We start from the raw sequence: 16341 nt of genomic DNA, 5'->3' as shown, positions 1-16341 counted from the left end.
CCTTGTCAGTCTTTGATGCGAAGTTCTGCGGTCAGCTTCTCGAGGAAGGCCTGGATCACATCTTCGTTGCGTTTGAAAAAGTGCCATTGGCCGGCTTTCTGGCTGCTGATCAGGCCGGCCCGCTGCAAGGTCGCCAGGTGCGCGGAGACGGTCGACTGCGACAGGCCGCAGCGTTGGTCGATCTGTCCGGCGCAGATGCCGTACTCGTGGTTGTGGGTCTGATCGGGGAACTGGACCTTCGGGTCCTTGAGCCAGATAAGGATGTCTCGTCGTACTGGGTGCGCCAGGGCTTTTATTATTTCGTCGAGGTCGATGGACATGGCGGTGCTCGTTTTCCGTAAAACGTTATATCGCGATGAGGCGAACTTTAAATCGCTATTTCGCGATATACCAATATGATTTTGATCTGAGATCAGCGTTAATCGGTATATCGGGTTATAACGATATGTGAGGCGCGGTGCTAAGCTGCGCGAATGAATTATCTCGCACATCTGCATCTCGGCGGCCAGCGCCCCGGTCAATTACTCGGCAGTTTGTATGGCGACTTCGTCAAAGGGCGCCTGCAGGGCCAGTTCGACCCGGAAATCGAGGCGGCGATCCAGCTGCATCGCAGCATCGACATCTTTACCGACCGCCATCCGTTGGTGGGCGAGTCGCTGTCGCGTTTTTCCCTGACCCGTCGGCGTTATGCCGGCATCGTGCTGGACGTGTTTTTCGACCACTGCCTGGCCCGGGACTGGATGCTCTATGCCGACCGGCCGTTGGAATTGTTCACTTCGGACGTGTACCGGGTGCTGGCGGCCGAACCCCGGTTGCCTGGGCGTCTGGCGCAGATCGCGCCGCATATGGCCGCCCATGACTGGCTGGGTTCCTACCGCGAGTTCGAGGTGCTGGAGCAGGTGTTGCGGGGGATTGCCCGGCGCCTGTCACGCCCGGAAGAGCTGGCGGCGGCGATGGGCGAGCTGGAGCGGCTGTATCGGCCGTTGAGCGAGGACTTCCGGGCGTTCTACCCGCAGTTGCAGGCGTTCGCCGCGCAACATATGCAGCCGCGGTAGGAGCCGGCAAGGCCGGCTCCTCCAGGCTCAGGCGGCGATCAGGTCGCCGGCACGCCGTGGCTCGGCTGGCTGGGCGATGTCGCCAAACAGAACCTTCTGCACCGCCTGTTGCGCCTGGAACGCCAGCGCGGCGCGCTCCTGGCCCTGGCAGGCAATCGGCTTGAGCAGATGGATTTCCACCCGGCCCTGATCGTTGGCGAACAGGCGCATCAGGTGCGACAGCAAGTCGTCGTCGCCGATGAACGGCGCCAGCGGATCGATATCGCCATCGCGCAGGTAACGAATGGCCACCGGCTGCAACGCCACGTCGGCATCGATGGCGCTGGCCAGCAGGCGACCGTGGAAGGTGCGCAGGCTGCGGCCGTCGGTGGTGGTGCCTTCGGGGAACATCAGCAGCGGGTGGGTCTGCTGCAGATGGCGGGTCATCTGCTTACGGATCAACTGGCTGTCGCCCGAACCGCGGCGGATAAACAGGCTGCCCGCCTTGGCGGCCAGCCAGCCGGCGACCGGCCAGGTACGCACTTCGGCCTTGGACAGGAACGACAGCGGCGTCAGTGCGCCGAGCAACGGGATATCGGTCCAGGACACGTGATTGCTGACCCACAGCATCGGCTGCTTCGGCACCTCGCCGTGCACCGTCACGCCGAAGGGCAGGGCATTGCTCAGGCGCGCCATGAAAAAGCGCGACCAGCGCTGGCGCCGGACCATGGAATGGGCGACGCCCAGGCGCTCGAACACGCCGAACACACTGGCCATGCTCAGGCCCAGCGCCACCACCAGCAGCACCCGGGCGATGCGCCCGTAGACCCGTAGCCGGCGCATCACACGGCCGCCTTGAAGTGACGGGCGTAGCGCGGGCACAGCTCATCGCGCTTGAGCAGGATGAACACGTCGGCCACCTGGAAATCCTGGTCCCAGCACGGCTCGCCGCAGATCTTCGCGCCCAGGCGCATGTAGGCCTTGAGCAGCGGCGGCATTTCGGCGATGACGTTGGACGGGATATCGAGGTTCGGCAGCGGGTTCTTCGGTTCGGCGCGCAGGTGCTCGGTGCACAGGTAGCGTTCGCGCAGGCGCTGCATGATCGCGTGGGCCTGCACGCCGCCGTCCTGCATCGGGATGCTGGCGCAGCCCATCAGGTAGCTGTAGCCGCCCTGGTTGAGCACTTCGGCCAGCTCGCCCCAGAGCACGGCGATGGTGCCGCCGTTGCGATAGGCCGGGTCGACGCAGGTGCGGCCGATCTCGAGGATCGGGCCCTTGAGCTGGACCAGGCCGTGCAGGCTGAATTCTTCTTCGCTGTAGAAACGCCCCAGGCTGCTGGCGGCCTGGTGGTCGAGCAGGCGGGTGGTGGCGACCAGGCGGCCGCTGTTCAAGTCACGCACGCCAATGTGGCTGCAGTGGACATCATAGTCATCCATGTCCAGACCCAGTTCCGCGCCTTTCAGTTTGGCGTTGAACTCGCCGCTGAAGACGTTGAAGCGCAGGGCCTGGGCTTCTTGCAGGGCCGCGGCGCCAACCAGGCGCTCGGCTTGCAGGCGGCGTTCATTGCCGGTGTCGCTGATGCGGGCGATCTGAGTCATTGTGAATCTCCGTGCGGGCCACTGACCCGCCTTGGGTTGCAGCCGATCGACTTTGTTGTGCAAAGTCAGGCTATGTAGCCCCGGTGTCATCGCCATGAAGCTTTGGTGATGCTTATATGACAGCCCCTGAGGACCCGCTTATGCCCTGGCAAGCCCTGCTGCACAGTCGTCGCCGACTGCCCGCCCACCTGGACCTGGCCGAGGGTTATGCCGCGTTGTTAGAGGAACTGGGACCGGTGACGCCCTTCGAGCTGGCGGTGCGCGGTGGGCGGTTGATGGCCACCCCGGGGCTGGCCTTCCTGGTGGGCTACCAGGCGGCCTTGCGCATGCTCTGGCCCAGCGCGCCGCTGAGCCTGGGTGCGCTGTGCGCCACCGAGCAGCGCAGCCTGCGCCCGGCCGATATGCAGACCCGTCTGCAGGACCTTCACCTGAACGGGCGCAAGGATTTTGTCACCGCCGGCGATGCCGCCGACTGGCTGCTGATCGCCGCCCGCTGCGAAGCGCCAGGCGAGTCGCCGCGCTTGAACCTGGCGGTGGTCTATGCCGGCGAGCCCGGGGTCAAGGTCGACAAGCTGCCGGCGATCCCGCTGATGCCGGACATCAGCCACGGCCGCCTGCAACTGGATAACGCCCTGTGCGAGCTGCTGGCGGGAGACGGTTGGGATGCCTACGTCAAACCCTTCCGCACCCTGGAAGACATCTATGTACTCAGCGCCATGACCGCCTGGCTGTATGGTGTCGGCCAGGACAACGACTGGCCGCAGACCCTGCTCCTGCAATTGCTGGCCTTGCTCGCCGGTTGCGCGGAAGTCAGCCGGCAGAACCCGTCGCTGGGCAGCGGGCATGTGTTGCTGGGAGGCCTGTTCGCCCAGTTCGACGGGCTCAAGCCGGCCCTTGAGCAGGCCTTTGCCGATGGCCCGCCGCAGTGGGCCGAATTGTGGAAGCGCGATCGGGCGGTGCTGGACCTGGCGGCGGGGGCGCGGAGCAAACGCCTGGCCAAGGCGCTGGCTCTATAAAAGGAGGGGCCGCTGCGCGGCCCATCGCGAGCAAGCTTGCTCCTACATAAGCAGGGTCGCTTTTCTGTAGGAGCGAGCTTGCTCGCGATAGGTCTGCAGGACCGTCGGCCGGACAAAAACTGTCATCTCCCTGGTCTACCCTCAGCGGGTTCCCTTGCCCGAGTTCCCGCCATGCTCAAAGGCTCGACCCTGCTGCTTGCGTTGCTGTTGATGCTCCCATCCGCCTGGGCCGAGAACTGGCCCGGCGCGCAATGGAGCAAGGGGCCCGCAGCCAGCGGCCCGGCCCTTGAGGCACTGGAGGCCTACGCCTTCGCCCCCCGGAACGAGGCGACCCGCCTGGGCATCCGCAGCGACGCCTTGCTGGTGATCCGCGACGGCCAGTTGATCTATGAGCGTTACGCCGGCCCGACCAGTGCCGACACCCCGCACCTGACCTGGTCCATCAGCAAGAGCCTGTTAGCCGCGGTGCTGGGCGTGGCCTATGGCGAAGGGCGTTTCCAGTTGCAGGACAAGGCCGCGCGCTTCCTGCCGGCGTTGCGCCAGCACCCGGATATCCGAATGGCCGACCTGCTGCACTGGGCCTCGGGCCTGGACTGGCAGGAGGATTACGAGTACGCGCCCCTCAAGTCCTCGGTGGTGGCCATGCTCTACACCCGCGGCCACGGCGATATGGCGAGCTTTACCGCCGAGCACCCGGCCTTCAGCCCGCCGGGGCAGGTGTTTCGCTATTCCAGCGGCGACAGCAACCTGCTGTCGGCGGCCCTGAAAGGCATGCTGGGCGCCCGGCGTTATGCCGATTACCCGTGGCAGGCGCTGTTCGAGCCCCTGGGCATTACCCACGCCGTGTGGGAAAGCGACGCCACCGGCACCTTCGTTGGTTCCTCCTATGCCTACCTCACTGCCCGCGATCTGGCGCGGGTCGGTTTGTTGATGCTGCGCGATGGGCGTTGGGGCGAGCGCCAGTTGCTGTCCAGGGACTGGGTCGAATTCAATCGCACGCCGTTCGCCGGTTATCAGGCCAATCAGGACGAGCTGGTGCCCGGCGGCCATTGGTGGCTCAACCGCGCCGTTGGCGGAGCTCCGCCGCCCTGGCCGGATGCGCCGGCCGATACCTTCGCGGCACTGGGCCATTGGGGGCAGGCGTTGTACGTGATTCCCAGCGCCGGGCTGGTGATCGTGCGTTATGCCGATGACCGCGACGGCAGCTATAGCCACAACGAGCTGCTCAAACTGGCCCAGGCGGCTTTCGCCCGGCAGGTGCAGCCATGAGCCGGCATCCATGGCTCCTGCGCCATCCCTTCGCCAGCCTGCTGTTGCTGGCGCTGTTGGCCTTGCTCGACTGGGGCTGGGGCTGGAGCGAGCGGGTCGCCCTGCGAGCCTTCCCGGACATCCTCAGCGCCTACAGCGCCAAGGAGTACTGCTCCTGCCGCTACGTGATGCATAACGCCGCCGAGTACTGCGAAGGTTATGTGCAGCAGTACCTGCCGCTCAAAAGCCTGCAGGACGATGCCGAGCACAAGCGGGTCAGCGCCAGCGGCCTGGGACGCAGCCACAGCGCTGTCTGGCTGGGCGAACGCCAGGGCTGTCGACTGGAGCCCTGAACGGCGCCGCGTAAAGATCGGTAATCCTTTCCCGGGGCTTCCAGCCCCCGTGCTGATTGGCTCCCCGCACAAGGTTCCACCCTGTGGAACCACATTTGATTGTCGCGGGCGACGGCTCGCGGTTATCTGAGGGCACGCCGCGATCACGCCTTGCCGCACCGTGAGACGCTCCGAAAAAAAGAACGGGATTACACCCGGCCCGAGGAGATACGTCATGACCCGTTTCCCGCATATCTTTGCCTGGCTCGACGACGTCGCCAGCGACCTGCGCGCCGTGCGCCAGGACATCCACGCCCATCCCGAACTCGGTTTCGAGGAGAACCGCACCGCGGCGCTGGTCGCCCGTTCCCTGGAGGAGTGGGGTTACCAAGTGCATAGCGGCATCGGCAAGACCGGCGTGGTCGCTGTGCTGCGCAATGGCAACAGCCCGCGCAGGCTTGGCCTGCGCGCCGACATGGACGCCTTGCCGATCATCGAGAACAGCGGCGTGGCCTACAGCAGCCGCCACAGCGGTTGCATGCATGCCTGCGGGCACGATGGCCACACTGCCATGCTCCTCGGCGCGGCGCGTTACCTGGCGGCCACGCGCCAGTTCGACGGCACCCTGACCCTGATTTTCCAGCCGGCCGAAGAAGGCCAGGGCGGCGCCGAAGCGATGCTCGCCGACGGCCTGCTGGAGCGTTTCCCCTGCGACGCGCTGTTTGGCATGCACAACATGCCGGGGCTGCCGGCCGGCCACCTGGGTTTTCGTCAAGGGCCGATGATGGCCTCCCAGGACCTGCTCACCGTGACCCTCGAAGGCGTGGGTGGGCACGGTTCGATGCCGCACCTGACGGTCGACCCGCTGGTGGCCGCGGCCAGTGTGGTGATGGCCTTGCAAACCGTGGTGGCGCGCAACATCGATGCCCAGGAGGCGGCGGTGGTGACGGTCGGTGCGCTGCAGGCCGGCGAGGCGGCCAACGTGATTCCGCAACAGGCGCTACTGCGCCTGAGCCTGCGGGCGCTGAACGCACCAGTGCGCGAGCAGATGCTCGAACGGGTCAAGGCGATCATCCACACCCAGGCCCAGAGCTTCGGCTGCTCGGCCAGCATCGAACACCGCCCGGCCTATCCGGTGCTGGTCAACAGCCCGGAGCAGACCGAATTCGCCCGCCAGGTGGGTGTGGCGCTGCTGGGCGAGCAGGCGGTCGACGGCAATACGCGCAAGCTGATGGGCAGTGAAGACTTCGCCTGGATGCTGCAACGCTGTCCCGGCAGCTACCTGTTCATCGGCAACGGCCTGTCCCGGCCGATGGTCCACAACCCCGGCTACGACTTCAACGACGACATCCTGCTGACTGGCGCCGCCTATTGGGCCGCGCTGGCCGAGAGCTGGCTCGAGCCGGCCTGAGTTTTCCCTTTCTTCTGCCGCTGAATCGGGCGCCGTGGCGCCCGGCACTTCCCATAAGGGCCCGACTCGTTACCCGAGAGGCCCGACAAGAATAGAAGGACAGCGCTCATGCACACCTCGAATTCCAGTGTTTCGCGTACCCGGCAAGTGGTCGCCGCGGTGATCGGCAACGCCCTGGAGTGGTACGACTTCATCGTCTACGGCTTTCTGGCCAGCATCATCGCCCGGCAGTTTTTTCCCTCCGACGACGAATACGCCTCGCTGCTGATGGCCCTGGCCACCTTCGGCGTGGGCTTTTTCATGCGCCCGGTGGGCGGCATCCTGCTGGGCATGTATTCCGACCGCAAAGGCCGCAAGGCCGCCATGCAACTGATCATCCGCTTGATGACAGTCTCCATCGCCCTGATCGCCTTTGCCCCCAACTATGCGGCCATCGGCATGGGCGCGCCGCTAATGATCGTGGTCGCGCGGATGCTGCAGGGCTTCGCCACCGGCGGCGAATACGCCAGTGCCACGGCCTTCCTGGTGGAAAGCGCGCCGGCGCACCGCAAGGGCCTGTACGGTTCCTGGCAATTGGTCGGGCAATGCCTGGCGGTGTTCTCCGGGGCGGCGATGGTGGCGTTGGTCACCCATCTGTTCTCGCCCGAGGACCTCGACCTGTGGGGCTGGCGCCTGCCGTTCGTGATCGGCTTGCTGATCGGCCCGGTGGGCCTGTGGATCCGCAAGTATATGGAAGAGCCGGAAGCCTTCGTCGAGGCCCGCAGGCAGGTGCGCGGCAACGGCCCGGGCCTGATGCAGGTGCTGCGCGAGCACCGGCGCAGCATCCTGGTGTCCATGGGCCTGGCCTGCGGGGCGACGGTGTCGTTCTACGTGGTGCTGGTGAACATGCCGACCTTCGCCCACAAGAACCTCGGCTTGCCGCTGGACCAGGTGTTGCTGGTGCAGATGTTCGCGGTGGCGCTGATGACGGTGGTGATTCCATTGTCCGGCGCCCTGTCGGACCGGCTGGGGCGGCGCCCGGTGTTGCTGGCCTTCACCCTGGCGTTTTTCGTCATGGTGTACCCGCTGTATGTCTGGGTCGCCGCGGCGCCCTCGATCGAGCGGCTGCTGGTGATGCAGGTGCTGCTGTGCAGCGCCATCGGCGGCTTCTTCGGCCCGGCGCCGACGGCACTGGCCGAACAGTTCCCGGTGCAGGTGCGTTCCACCGGGGTGTCGGTGGCCTACAACGTGGCGGTCATGGTCTTCGGCGGTTTCGCTCCGCTGATCGTGACCTGGCTCAGCAAGGTACTGGGCACCCCGGTGGCCCCGGCGTTTTATGTCTTGTTTGCCTGCGTGTTGACGCTGCTGGGCACTTATTGCCTGCATGAGGCACCCAAAGAGAAGAAACCGAGCACACTGAATTTCGGGGTGAAGCCTTGATGGATATCGCAATACAAGATCTTGGACCCATTGTCGAGCTGGGCGCCGTCGAGCTGTCCCGGGCGATCCACGCCCGCAGGTTTTCCTGCCGCGAAGTGATGTCGGCCTACCTGGACCGGATCGAGCGCTGCAACCCCCGGGTCAATGCCCTGGTGTCCCTGCGCGAGCGCCAGGTACTGCTGGCCGAGGCCGAGGCGCGCGACCGCCAGCTGGACCGGGGCCAGTCCCTGGGCTGGATGCACGGCATGCCCCAGGCGATCAAGGACCTGGCGGCCACCGCCGGGCTGCGCACGACCCTGGGCTCGCCGCTGTTCGCCGAACAGGTACCGGTCCATGACGCCATCTGCGTGGAGCGGGTCCGGGCCAGCGGGGCGATCATCGTCGGCAAGAGCAACGTGCCGGAGTTCGGTCTGGGCTCGCAGACCTACAACAAGGTGTTCGGCACCACCGGCAATGCCTACGACCCGACGTTGAATGCCGGCGGCAGCAGTGGCGGGGCGGCGGTGGCCCTGGCGCTGCGCATGCTGCCGGTGGCCGATGGCAGCGACATGATGGGCTCGTTGCGCAACCCGGCGGCCTTCAACAATGTCTTCGGCCTGCGCCCGTCCCAGGGCCGGGTGCCCCACGGCCCGGCGCCGGAGCTGTTCGTCCAGCAACTGGCCACCGAGGGGCCGATGGGCCGCAGCGTGGCCGATATCGCGTGCTTGCTCGCCACCCAGGCCGGGTACGACTCGCGGGTGCCGTTGTCGCTCAAGGACGACCCGGCGATCTTCAACGAGCCTTTGCAGCGGGACTTTCGCGGCACGCGCCTGGGCTGGCTGGGGGACTACGACGGCTATCTGGCCATGGACGATGGCGTGTTGGCGCTGTGTGAGTCGGCGCTGGGGGATTTTCGCCAGCTGGGCTGCGCGGTCGAGGCCTGCCAGCCGGCGTTTTCCATGGCGACGCTGTGGCAGTGTTGGCTGGTGCACCGGCATTGGCTGGTCCAGGGCAACCTGGGGCCGCTGTATGCCGACCCGCAGAAGCGCCAGCTGCTCAAGCCCGAGGCGCAGTGGGAAGTCGAGGGCGGGCTGCGCCTGAGCGCGGCGGATGTCTACCAGGCCTCGCAGATTCGCAGCGACTGGTACCGGGCCCTGGAGCGCTTGTTCGAGCGTTACGATTTCCTGCTGTTGCCCAGCGCCCAAGTGTTCCCTTTCGATGCAGGGGTGCCTTGGCCGCGCCTTGTCGGAGGGCGGGAAATGGATACTTACCATCGCTGGATGGAAGTGGTGATCGGCCCGACCCTGGCCGGCCTGCCGAGCCTCAGCGTGCCGGTCGGCTTCAACCAGGCGGGCTTGCCCATGGGCATGCAGATCATCGGCCCGGCCCAGGCCGACCGGGCGGTGTTGCAGCTCGGTCATGCCCACGAACAACTGACGCAGTGGGTCAGGCGCCGGCCGCCGGGTCATCCGTTGTAACCCTCGAACCGGGGTGTGCGGGTTTATCGGGCCCGCATCTTGCTGCGTAAAACGCTCATCCATCCGCTTATCAGGGAGGTCGGCATATGGCCAGCAAGGTAGAAACCGGCAGTGTGCGCTCGGTCGAACGGGCGTTGGCGATCGTCGAACTGCTGGGCCAGCACCAGGCCCTGGGCCTGGAGGAGCTGCACTACCTGACGGCGCTGCCCAAGGCCACGGTGTCGCGCATGCTCCTGACGTTGCAGGAGCAGGGCTGGATCTATCGCGGCCTGAGCGACCGGCGTTACCGGCTGTGCGCCAGGCGGCTGTTCGGCGACCAGCAGCAACGCTTCAAGCGGCAGTTGGTGGAGCGTGCCGCGCCCTGGTTGCAGGCCTTGAGCGAGCGCACCGGGCTGGTGGTCGACCTGTCGTGTTTCGACGGCGAGCGCCTGGAGGTCATGGAAAGTTCGATCCCGGCGGTGCTGCGCAAGCGTTATCCGCATAACTGCCAGATCGTCGGCCACTATTCGAGCCTGTTCCATTCGGCGATGGGCAAGGCGTGCCTGGCCGAGCTGGATCACGAGCAGGTCCAGCGCCTGGCCGTTCGCGAGCGGGTGCCCCAGGAGGACCAGTACCGCGCCTGCGAACAATCCCAGCATCAGGGGTTCGGCCAGCGCACCGAGGGCTATTGGGAGTACCCGGTGCGGCTGCCGTTCCTGATCCGCGCCGTGGCCTTGCCGATTCGTGACCAGGGCCGGCTGGTGGGCAGCATGGCCCTGCACTGGCCGATGGACCAGGCGCCGGTGGAGCGGGTGCTGAGTTTGCACCTGGACAGCCTCGCGGCGACTGTCCACGATGTCGAGCGCAGCCTGTAGCCGCTGCCGCAGGCTGCAATCGGCCGGCACGGCCGTGACATTCTCGCGGGCGTAGGAGGTCCTGCGGGTCTTTCGCAGCCTGCGCCAGCGGCTACGGAATTCACCGTTCGGGGCTGGTCGCTGTTTGCAAGCGCGCGCGGGCCGGTTAAGGTTCGGCTCAGATTTCTCGACCCCATGAGTCTTCCATGTTCAACGCTTCTTTCCCCAAAGCCCTGGGCGCTTTGCTGCTGGCCTGCGCGGCCTGGCCGGCCCAGGCCAACTGGTACCTGGACAACGAGTCCTCGCGCCTGTCGTTCGTCACCACCAAAAACGCCAATGTTTCCGAAGTCCATCGTTTCCTGGTCCTGCACGGCAAGGTCGACGCGAAGGGCATGGCGCAGCTGGAAGTCGAGCTGGACTCGATCAACAGCGGGATTCCGCTGCGCGACGAGCGCATGCGCAAGGAACTGTTCGAAATCGAGCGGCATCCGGATGCCCTGATCAACGCACAGATCAACCTGCGCCCGATCAACGACCTGGCGCCCGGCGCGCAGATCGAGCTGCGTCTGCCGGTCAACGTCACCCTGCACGGCAAACAGCACGAATACAGCGCCGAGCTCCTGGCCACGCGGCTGGACGATCGGCGCTTCCAGGTGGTGACCCTGGAGCCGCTGGTGCTCAACGCCGCCGATTTCGACCTGGTGCCGGGGCTCGAGACCCTGCGCAAGGCGGCCGGTCTGTCGGCGATCAGTCTGTCGGTGCCGGTGGGTGCGGTGCTGATCTTCACGGCGCGCTGATATGGCGGGCGCGGTCTTTCCCTGGCGTGAAGGCAATCGCTTCGTGTTGCTGATCGACGGTCCGAGTTTTTTCCCGCGGATGCTGGTGGCGATCGCCCGTGCCCGTGAACAGGTGGAGCTGGAGCTGTACCTGGTGGAGGCGGGCGCTTGCGCCGAGGCCATGGTCCAGGCCCTGACCCAGGCCGCCGAGCGCGGGGTGCGGGTGCGTTGCCTGTTCGATGACTACGGCAGCCTGGCCTTCACCCTGGGCCTGCGCCAGCGCCTGACGGGCGCCGGGGTCGAACTGCGCTTCTACAATCGCCTGAGCTGGCGCCGCGGGGTGCGCAACCTGTATCGCGACCACCGCAAACTGTTGCTGGTGGATCAGGAACTGGCGGTGGTCGGCGGCACCGGGGTGACCGATGAATTCTGGAACCCGCTGCAAGACAGCTGCGACTGGCATGAAGTCATGGTGGAGATCAGTGGCCCGCTGGTGCTCGACTGGCAGATGCTGTTCGACCGGCAGTGGATCGCCAACCGCTATCGCACCGCCTGGAAGCCGGCGTCGAACTTCGGCTTGCCACGCCTGCCGCGGGTGCCGGCCCAGGGCGAGGGCATGGGCCGGGTGGCCTATGCCGACGCCCGGCAACACCGGGATATTCTGCAATCGCTGGTGCGCGCGCTGAACAGCGGGCAACGGCGAATCTGGCTGGCGACCCCGTATTTCCTGCCGACCTGGAAGGTCCGCCGCTCCCTGCGCCGCGCCGCCGGGCGCGGGGTGGACGTGCGCCTGCTGCTGACCGGGCCGCGCACCGATCACCCGTCGGTGCGTTATGCCGGGCATCGTTATTACCCGCGCCTGCTGCGGGCCGGGGTGAAGATCTTCGAATACCAGCCGCGTTTCCTGCACCTGAAGATGGTGCTGATCGACGATTGGGTGAGCATTGGCTCGTGCAATTTCGATCACTGGAACCTGCGCTTCAACCTCGAGGCCAACCTCGAAGCCCTCGACCTGCCGCTCACCGATGCGGTGGTTGCAAGCTTTCTCGCCGACTTCGACCAGAGCCAGGAAGTCAGCCTCGAAGCCTGGAAGAACCGCCCGCTGTGGCGGCGGGTCAAGCAGCGGATCTGGGGCTGGGTGGACCGGCTGGTGGTCAACCTGCTCAATCGCCGCGACTGAACCCGGCCCGGCGCGGCTTTGGCTTCTGTAGGAGCCAAGCTTGCTGGCGAAATGGGCGGTGAGGTGGGGCAGGTGGATCGCTTCGCGGGCAAGCCTCGCTCCTACGGCAGGAGCGAGGCCGAGGGGGAGGGTTACAGCAGTTCGAAGCTCTGTTGCTTGACGTCCCGGGAGTCCAGGCCGATCTCGACCTTGAACTCGCCCGGTTCCGCGGCGTACTTGAGCTGGGCGTTGTAGAACTTCAGGTCGTCTTCGCTGATGCTGAAGTGGATGACCTTCTGTTCGCCGGCCTTGAGCTGCACTTTCTGGAAGTTTTTCAGTTCCTTGATCGGTCGGATCATGGAGCCGGCGACATCCTGGATATACAGCTGCACCACGGTTTCGCCGTCGCGCTTGCCGGTGTTTTTCAGGGTCACGCTGGCGTCGAGCTTGCCGCTCTTGTTCAGGGTGGTCGACGACAGGGCCATGTCCGACAGGCTGAAGGTGGTGTAGCTCAGGCCATAACCGAACGGAAACAGGGGACCGGTGGTGTCGTCGAAATACTGCGAGGTGTAGTTACCCGGCTTGCCCGGGGTGAACGGCCGGCCAATGGTCAGGTGGTTGTAGTAGGTCGGGATCTGCCCCACCGAACGCGGGAAGGTGATCGGCAGCTTGCCGGACGGGTTGTAGTCGCCGAACAGCACATCGGCGATGGCGTTGCCGCCTTCGGTGCCGCTGAACCAGGTTTCCAGGATCGCGTCGGCCTGTTCGTTCTCGTCGAGCAGCGCCAGCGGCCGGCCGTTCATTAATACCAGCACCAGCGGCTTGCCGGTGGCCTTGAGGGCCTTGATCAGTTCGCGTTGGCTGGCCGGGATGTGCAGGTCGGTACGGCTGGAGGATTCGTGGGACATGCCCCGCGATTCGCCCACCGCCGCCACCACCACGTCAGCCTGCTGCGCGGCCTTCACCGCTTCGTCGATCAACTGTTGGGCCGGGCGCGGGTCGTCCACCACTTCCGGGGCATCGAAGTTTAGGAAGTTCAGGTAGTCGACCACCGCCTTGTCGGCGGTGATGTTCGAGCCACGGGCGTAGATCAGCTGCGCCTGGTCGCCCAGGGCGCGGCTCATGCCATCGAACAGGGTGACCGATTGCGCCGGCACACCGGCGGCGGCCCAACTGCCCATCATGTCGATCGGCGCCTTGGCCAGCGGACCGACCAGGGCGATCTTGCCGGCCTTTTTCAGCGGCAGGGTTTCATTGGCGTTCTTCAGCAGCACCAGGCTGCGGCGCGCCACATCGCGGGCATCGCTGCGGTGCAGGCGACTTTCGGCGTTGGTGTCGGCCGGGTCTTCTTCGGCCTTGCCGATGCGCAGGTAGGGGTTGGCGAACAGGCCCATGTCGTACTTGGCGGCCAGCACTTCGCGCACGGCGTTGTCCAGGTCGCGCTGGCTGACGTCGCCGGACTTGATCAGCCCCGGCAGCTCCTTGGCGTACAGCGAGTCGTTCATGCTCATGTCGATGCCGGCCTTGATCGCCAGCTTGGCGGCTTCGCGGCCGTCCTTGGCGACGCCATGGCGCATCAGCTCGACGATGGCGCCGTGGTCGCTCACTGCCAGGCCCTTGAAGCCCCACTCCTTGCGCAGCAGGTCGTTCATCAGCCAGGTGTTGGAGGTGGCCGGCACGCCATTGATCGAGTTCAGCGCCACCATCACCCCGCCGGCACCGGCGTCGATCGCAGCGCGGTAGGGCGGCAGGTAGTCCTGGTACATCTTCACCGGACTCATGTCGACGACGTTGTAGTCGCGACCGCCTTCCACCGCGCCGTACAGGGCGAAGTGCTTGACGCTGGCCATGATGCTGTCGGCGTTCTTCGGGCTGTCGCCCTGGTAGGCCTTGACCATGACCTTGGCGATGCGCGAGACCAGGTAGGTGTCTTCGCCGAAGCCTTCGGAGGTGCGGCCCCAGCGTGGGTCGCGGGAGATGTCGACCATTGGCGCGAAGGTGATGTCCAGGCTGTCGGCGCTGGCTTCCTGGGCGGCGATGCGCCCGGAGCGGCCGATGGCGTCCATGTCCCAGCTCGACGCCAGGGCCAGGGGGATCGGGAAGATCGTGCGGTGGCCGTGGATCACGTCATAGGCGAAGAACATCGGGATCTTCAGCCGGCTGCGCATGGCCGCGTCCTGCATCGGCCGGTTTTCCGGGCGGGAGATGGAGTTGAAGGTGCCGCCGATGCGCCCGGCGGCGATTTCCTTGCGGATCAGCTCGCGGGGCATTTCCGGACCGATGCTGATCAGGCGCAACTGGCCGATCTTTTCATCCAGAGTCATCTGCTTGAGCAGGTTGTCGATGAAGGCGTCCTTGTTCTGCAGGACCGCGTCCGAAAAGGGTTTTTCCTGGGCCGATACCGGCGTGGTGGCGGCGAGGGCAGGGTGACTGGCCAGGCTGATCAGCAAACCCAGCAAACACAGCTTCTTCATGAATATTGTTCTCTAGGGCCTAAAACAGACGCGATCAGTACGCGTCGAGCGGCCGAAAATTGGGAGAGCGGCTAATAAAGGAACGACTATTGTTGTTCGGATAAATGCAGCACACTTCTGAACTCTTTTTCGCGCTGGGCATCTTTTAGCCGATTGGCCCGATGCAATCCAGTGGTGGCGGCAGATTATGCCCGATGCACTCGATTCAAAGGGTTACAGGTTCCATCCCCTAGGTTGCAAGGAGCGTCACCACCATGAACGTACGACAGAGCCTTCGCTCAAGCTGGCCCGTGATGGCATTGCTGCTGCTCGGCAGCCTGCTCAGCGGCTGCGGGATCAACAACATCCCGACCCTCGACGAACAGGCCAAGGCGGCCTGGGGTCAGGTCCAGAACCAGTACCAGCGTCGCGCCGACCTGATCCCCAACCTGGTGGAAACGGTCAAGGGCTACGCCAAGCACGAACAGGAGACCCTGACCGCGGTGATCGAGGCGCGGGCCAAGGCGACGTCGATCCAGGTCGATGCCAGCACCCTGGACAACCCGGAAAAACTCAAGCAGTTCCAGCAGGCCCAGGACCAGCTGACCGGCGCCTTGAGCCGTTTGATGGTGGTGTCGGAGCGGTATCCGGACCTCAAGGCCAACCAGAACTTCCTGGCCCTGCAGTCGCAGCTCGAAGGCACCGAGAACCGCATCGCCGTGGCGCGTCGCGATTTCATCCTCGCGGTGCAGAAGTACAACACCGAGATCCGTACCTTCCCCGGCCGCCTGTGGCACAGCGTGATGTACAGCAACCTGCAGGTGCGCGAGACCTTCGAGGCCACCAGCCCCGACGCCGACAAAGCCCCAGAAGTGAAGTTCTGATCAGCCGCGGCTGCCCGCGGATCGCGTGAGCGGCCGCGGGATCCGCCCCGGCGTTACCACGGATGAGGTTCCAATGCGTGTGTTGAGAGTGGGTGTGGTGCTGTTGCTCTGGGTGTTTGCGATAGCGGCCCAGGCCGAGCTGAAGTTCCCGGCGCTGAGCGGGCGGGTGGTGGATAACGCTCAGATGATTGAGCCGGCGGTGCGCCAGCAACTGACCCAGGAGCTGGCCTCCCACGAACAGTCCACCGGCGAGCAGGTGGTGGTCGTGACCCTGCCGGACCTGCAAGGCACCAGCATCGAGGACTTCGGCTATCAGCTGGGGCGCTACTGGGGCATCGGCCAGAAGGACAAGAACAACGGCGCCTTGTTGATCGTCGCCCGCGACGATCGCAAGCTGCGCATCGAAGTCGGTTACGGCCTGGAAGATCGCCTGACCGACGCGCAAAGTTCGGTGATCATCAACCAGGTCATCACCCCGGCCTTCAAGGCCGGCCATTTCAGCAAGGGCATCAGCGATGGCGTATCGGCCATGCTGCTGGTGCTGGGCGGCAATCCACTGGACGAACCGAGCGCAGCCTATGACGGTGGCGGCGAGCGTGGCAGTGAGTTTTTCGAGCGGCATCCCGGCGCGCTGGTGTTCCTGGTGCTGCTGTTTATCGTGACGATCTTCGTCTGCCAGTTGCTTGGCATCCTGCCCAGCGGTGGCGGCGGGCGTGGCGGT

The 16341-nt window shown here is 65.5% G+C and carries 16 protein-coding genes; 12 read left to right on the top strand and 4 right to left on the bottom strand.

Features of this window, described 5'->3' with window-relative positions; translation table 11 throughout:
* Positions 1-5 precede the first annotated feature (5 nt).
* Positions 6-320 carry an ArsR/SmtB family transcription factor gene (locus tag AC07Y9_RS27685; RefSeq protein WP_007926562.1) on the bottom strand — a complete coding sequence of 105 codons (315 nt, stop codon included), beginning with the start codon at positions 318-320 and terminating at the stop codon, positions 6-8.
* A 153-nt stretch (positions 321-473) separates the two neighbouring features.
* Here AC07Y9_RS27685 and AC07Y9_RS27680 point away from each other — a divergent pair, with 153 nt between their 5' ends.
* Positions 474-1055 carry an acyl carrier protein phosphodiesterase gene (locus AC07Y9_RS27680; RefSeq protein ID WP_102681432.1) on the top strand — a complete coding sequence of 194 codons (582 nt, stop codon included), beginning with the start codon at positions 474-476 and terminating at the stop codon, positions 1053-1055.
* A 27-nt stretch (positions 1056-1082) separates the two neighbouring features.
* On the opposite strand, the gene AC07Y9_RS27675 is transcribed toward AC07Y9_RS27680, so the two are convergent.
* Together AC07Y9_RS27675 and olsB are read right to left on the bottom strand one after the other, a co-directional pair.
* On the bottom strand, positions 1083-1877 hold the full coding sequence (locus AC07Y9_RS27675; RefSeq protein WP_007926558.1) for a lysophospholipid acyltransferase family protein: 795 nt from the start codon (positions 1875-1877) through the stop codon (positions 1083-1085).
* Positions 1877-2632, bottom strand: coding sequence for an L-ornithine N(alpha)-acyltransferase (gene olsB, locus AC07Y9_RS27670; RefSeq protein WP_007926556.1), 756 nt, complete (start codon positions 2630-2632; stop codon positions 1877-1879). Before olsB ends, AC07Y9_RS27675 begins: the two co-directional genes overlap by 1 nt.
* Before the next feature lie 140 nt (positions 2633-2772).
* Between olsB and AC07Y9_RS27665 the strand changes: the two genes are divergently transcribed.
* The 9 genes from AC07Y9_RS27665 (at position 2773) to AC07Y9_RS27625 (ending at position 12304) form a co-directional block, all read left to right on the top strand.
* Positions 2773-3648 (top strand): acyl-CoA dehydrogenase middle domain-containing protein, encoded by an 876-nt coding sequence (locus AC07Y9_RS27665; protein ID WP_087089186.1) that lies wholly within the window; start codon positions 2773-2775, stop codon positions 3646-3648.
* A gap of 171 nt (positions 3649-3819) precedes the next feature.
* Positions 3820-4917 (top strand): serine hydrolase domain-containing protein, encoded by a 1098-nt coding sequence (locus AC07Y9_RS27660; protein WP_102681431.1) that lies wholly within the window; start codon positions 3820-3822, stop codon positions 4915-4917.
* On the top strand, positions 4914-5249 hold the full coding sequence (locus tag AC07Y9_RS27655; protein WP_102681430.1) for an amidase: 336 nt from the start codon (positions 4914-4916) through the stop codon (positions 5247-5249). Before AC07Y9_RS27660 ends, AC07Y9_RS27655 begins: the two co-directional genes overlap by 4 nt.
* Positions 5250-5463: 214 nt before the next feature.
* On the top strand, positions 5464-6639 hold the full coding sequence (locus AC07Y9_RS27650; RefSeq protein WP_053259885.1) for a M20 aminoacylase family protein: 1176 nt from the start codon (positions 5464-5466) through the stop codon (positions 6637-6639).
* Between the two features lie 108 nt (positions 6640-6747).
* Complete coding sequence (locus tag AC07Y9_RS27645; RefSeq protein ID WP_087089178.1) at positions 6748-8058, top strand: citrate-proton symporter; 1311 nt, start codon at positions 6748-6750, stop codon at positions 8056-8058.
* Complete coding sequence (locus tag AC07Y9_RS27640; RefSeq protein WP_102681428.1) at positions 8058-9515, top strand: amidase; 1458 nt, start codon at positions 8058-8060, stop codon at positions 9513-9515. The genes AC07Y9_RS27645 and AC07Y9_RS27640 overlap by 1 nt, the downstream gene beginning before the upstream one ends.
* Before the next feature lie 86 nt (positions 9516-9601).
* Positions 9602-10369: an IclR family transcriptional regulator gene (locus AC07Y9_RS27635; RefSeq protein WP_007927441.1), complete on the top strand. Its 768-nt coding sequence runs from the start codon at positions 9602-9604 to the stop codon at positions 10367-10369.
* Between the two features lie 185 nt (positions 10370-10554).
* The gene (locus tag AC07Y9_RS27630) at positions 10555-11145 is read left to right on the top strand and encodes a YceI family protein (protein WP_053259889.1); all 591 of its coding nucleotides are present in this window, start codon (positions 10555-10557) and stop codon (positions 11143-11145) included.
* Position 11146: 1 nt separating this feature from the next.
* Entirely contained in the window at positions 11147-12304 is a 1158-nt protein-coding gene (locus tag AC07Y9_RS27625; protein WP_102681427.1) for a phospholipase D-like domain-containing protein, read from the top strand.
* A 131-nt stretch (positions 12305-12435) separates the two neighbouring features.
* On the opposite strand, the gene bglX is transcribed toward AC07Y9_RS27625, so the two are convergent.
* Positions 12436-14757, bottom strand: a complete 2322-nt coding sequence (gene bglX / locus AC07Y9_RS27620; protein ID WP_102681426.1) for a beta-glucosidase BglX — start codon at positions 14755-14757, stop codon at positions 12436-12438.
* A gap of 254 nt (positions 14758-15011) precedes the next feature.
* Between bglX and AC07Y9_RS27615 the strand changes: the two genes are divergently transcribed.
* Positions 15012-15620, top strand: a complete 609-nt coding sequence (locus tag AC07Y9_RS27615) for a LemA family protein (RefSeq protein ID WP_053259892.1) — start codon at positions 15012-15014, stop codon at positions 15618-15620.
* Positions 15621-15693: 73 nt separating this feature from the next.
* Positions 15694-16341: TPM domain-containing protein (locus AC07Y9_RS27610; RefSeq protein WP_102690494.1), on the top strand; the 648-nt coding region annotated here is incomplete at its 3' end.

The organism is Pseudomonas sp. GW456-L12 (assembly GCF_059424045.1).
The sequence above is the reverse complement of the archived record's forward strand: the minus strand, read 5'-3'. Positions and strand labels throughout refer to the sequence as shown.

Excerpts from the sequence above, each read along its gene's own strand:
- AC07Y9_RS27635 (WP_007927441.1), top strand. The coding sequence starts at position 9,602 with ATGGCCAGCAAGGTAGAAACCGGCAGTGTGCGCTCGGTCGAACGGGCG.
- AC07Y9_RS27630 (WP_053259889.1), top strand. The coding sequence starts at position 10,555 with ATGTTCAACGCTTCTTTCCCCAAAGCCCTGGGCGCTTTGCTGCTGGCC.
- AC07Y9_RS27660 (WP_102681431.1), top strand. The coding sequence starts at position 3,820 with ATGCTCAAAGGCTCGACCCTGCTGCTTGCGTTGCTGTTGATGCTCCCA.
- AC07Y9_RS27650 (WP_053259885.1), top strand. The coding sequence starts at position 5,464 with ATGACCCGTTTCCCGCATATCTTTGCCTGGCTCGACGACGTCGCCAGC.
- bglX (WP_102681426.1), bottom strand. The coding sequence starts at position 14,757 with ATGAAGAAGCTGTGTTTGCTGGGTTTGCTGATCAGCCTGGCCAGTCAC.
- AC07Y9_RS27665 (WP_087089186.1), top strand. The coding sequence starts at position 2,773 with ATGCCCTGGCAAGCCCTGCTGCACAGTCGTCGCCGACTGCCCGCCCAC.
- AC07Y9_RS27680 (WP_102681432.1), top strand. The coding sequence starts at position 474 with ATGAATTATCTCGCACATCTGCATCTCGGCGGCCAGCGCCCCGGTCAA.
- AC07Y9_RS27685 (WP_007926562.1), bottom strand. The coding sequence starts at position 320 with ATGTCCATCGACCTCGACGAAATAATAAAAGCCCTGGCGCACCCAGTA.
- olsB (WP_007926556.1), bottom strand. The coding sequence starts at position 2,632 with ATGACTCAGATCGCCCGCATCAGCGACACCGGCAATGAACGCCGCCTG.
- AC07Y9_RS27655 (WP_102681430.1), top strand. The coding sequence starts at position 4,914 with ATGAGCCGGCATCCATGGCTCCTGCGCCATCCCTTCGCCAGCCTGCTG.
- AC07Y9_RS27615 (WP_053259892.1), top strand. The coding sequence starts at position 15,012 with ATGAACGTACGACAGAGCCTTCGCTCAAGCTGGCCCGTGATGGCATTG.
- AC07Y9_RS27640 (WP_102681428.1), top strand. The coding sequence starts at position 8,058 with ATGGATATCGCAATACAAGATCTTGGACCCATTGTCGAGCTGGGCGCC.
- AC07Y9_RS27645 (WP_087089178.1), top strand. The coding sequence starts at position 6,748 with ATGCACACCTCGAATTCCAGTGTTTCGCGTACCCGGCAAGTGGTCGCC.
- AC07Y9_RS27675 (WP_007926558.1), bottom strand. The coding sequence starts at position 1,877 with ATGCGCCGGCTACGGGTCTACGGGCGCATCGCCCGGGTGCTGCTGGTG.
- AC07Y9_RS27625 (WP_102681427.1), top strand. The coding sequence starts at position 11,147 with ATGGCGGGCGCGGTCTTTCCCTGGCGTGAAGGCAATCGCTTCGTGTTG.